This is a genomic window from Alkalibacterium sp. m-11, assembly GCF_054658155.1.
The window spans coordinates 1-2,007 of record NZ_BAAGIR010000231.1 but is presented as its reverse complement, the minus strand read 5'-3'; the positions used below and the strand labels follow the sequence as shown (position 1 = coordinate 2,007).

The 2,007-nt window shown below is 36.2% G+C and carries 2 protein-coding genes and 1 pseudogene; 1 reads left to right on the top strand and 2 read right to left on the bottom strand.

From position 1 onward, the window contains the following. Window positions 1–262: 262 nt before the first annotated feature. Window positions 263–1,249: a LacI family DNA-binding transcriptional regulator gene (locus ACYQ2O_RS12000; protein WP_091269067.1), complete on the bottom strand. Its 987-nt coding sequence runs from the start codon at window positions 1,247–1,249 to the stop codon at window positions 263–265. A 185-nt stretch (window positions 1,250–1,434) separates the two neighbouring features. Next, window positions 1,435–1,569 (bottom strand): hypothetical protein, encoded by a 135-nt coding sequence (locus tag ACYQ2O_RS11995; protein ID WP_346025303.1) that lies wholly within the window; start codon window positions 1,567–1,569, stop codon window positions 1,435–1,437. Window positions 1,570–1,761: 192 nt separating this feature from the next. Here ACYQ2O_RS11995 and ACYQ2O_RS11990 point away from each other — a divergent pair. Beyond that, window positions 1,762–2,007: pseudogene (locus tag ACYQ2O_RS11990) on the top strand (hypothetical protein); the annotation flags it as partial.

The window sequence follows — 2,007 nt, the reverse complement described above, 5'->3', positions numbered from 1 at the left end:
TGGATCTGTTATAAAGCTGTTTAATCCAGACAATGATTGGATTATATTACCTTCATCGACAGAAATCATCATACGAGCAACGAGAAATTTGGGAAACATAATTTTTCATAGATTATTGGGAGTTACCCCTTTAAGTCAGTATAACATCGTTAAAAACGAAAAAATAGGTCGTTAATAAAGTGACTCTTTTATCAGAGAGCGTTTCTCCGAAGATAATTATTTGAACCAATCAGGTTTCTCCGGGTAGTTATGGTTTTTATTACTATTTTCTCCTACGTACACTTTTTCTTTCAACCAAATAACATGGAATGGTCGTAAGTCTTTCTACATCTTCCCCTTGAATCATACGAACTATTTTGTTGGCAGCGGTACCTCCTGCTGTTTTATATGGGTAGTGTATTGTCGTTAAGCTAGGGTCGATAATATCGGCCACATCATAGTCACCAAATCCAGTCACCGAAATATCTTCAGGGATTTTGAGTCCATGATGATGAATAGCTTTCATGGTCCCTAATGCAATATTATCTGTTGCGCATACATAAACTGTCGCTGGATTTTCTTTGATAATAGATGTAGCTACTGTATAAGCGCCTTCAATCGAGAAACTACTCTCGTAATAGGAAACATTTTCGATTCCCTCTTCTTCAATCGCTTTTCTAAATCCTTCTTTTCTCTTTACACCAACAGCCACATCTTCTTCCGTTACCCCAATGTAACAAATGTTTGTATGACCACACTTTGCCACATACTTTCCAATATCATATCCAGATTGAGCATCCCCATAGACAAGGGAATGAAATTCTTCATCTTCTTGCCCTGCAATTAAAATTGGGAGATCCACTGCCTTCGCTGCCTCAATATGCTCCTTGGTGATTTGTTTCGCAAGCAAGATAATACCAGCAGCTTTTTGATTGGCCAGACTATAAATATTTTCTATTTCTCTTTCTAGCTTTTGGCTAGTATTGGCAACTAATATTTGATAACCTAATTCTTTCAAACTTTCATCTATGCCAATCAACATTCGTGAGGTCGCATAGGAATCGAACCTGGGAATAATGGCTCCTATTAAATTTGTTTTTTTCGCCTTTAAACTTTGGGCAAAACTATTCGGTTCATATTTTGTATCCGCAATGATTTTATCTAGTTTCAGTTTCGTTGTTTCACTTACATAACCGCCATTTAAATAACGTGACACAGTACTTTTGGCTACTCCTGCCATTTTTGCAATATCTGAAATTGTTACTTTCACTTTTTATTACCACCTTCATTATCCTTTCAATTACTTATAGTTGGGTGCATAAAACCTCTATACCTTTAGGTTAGGGGTTGCAAGCACCTAGGATAAGGGAGGACTTCTGCAATCTCAATTATCCTATTTTTGCACTAGCTACCCTGTGTTTAAATGTTTGCTATGGTTTTCTGAAGTATATTCCATTACTTACTCAACCCTTTGCGAATCAACTCATAAACCGCCCCTGCAAAACTTGAGATGTAATGTTCCTTTTGGTATGTTTCAATTTCTTTTACAAGGTCAACAGGGAATTTAATTAACTTAGCTACACGTTCCATCATTTCCACTCCTCTAAAGTATATACTCGACATATACATATATTAGATACTCAAGTTTTGCAGTTGAATATCCAGGTTTAACCCTTGCGGTTATTGAAACTTCTTATAAATAATTATCAAAAAACACACAAAATGACACCTCTCTTTGGTAAAATGTAGTCACCACAACAACATTCAAAGGAGAGATGTCTTATGACTAATATTTTACCAAAAAAATCAGAAAATCACGAGGTTGAATCGACCGTTTCCCACTTTTTTAAAGAATTCAAAATTGGAACACTCTTGAACCGAGCGAATGTAAAAAAAACTCTCGGTGTTAGTCCTGTGGTACTCTTTCAGTTCTTGTTTACTCTAGTCTTCACCTCAAAATCTGGAAACCAGGCTATCCTTTCTTCAAAAGCACCTGAAGAAATTAGTGTTTACACTGTAAACCGGTTC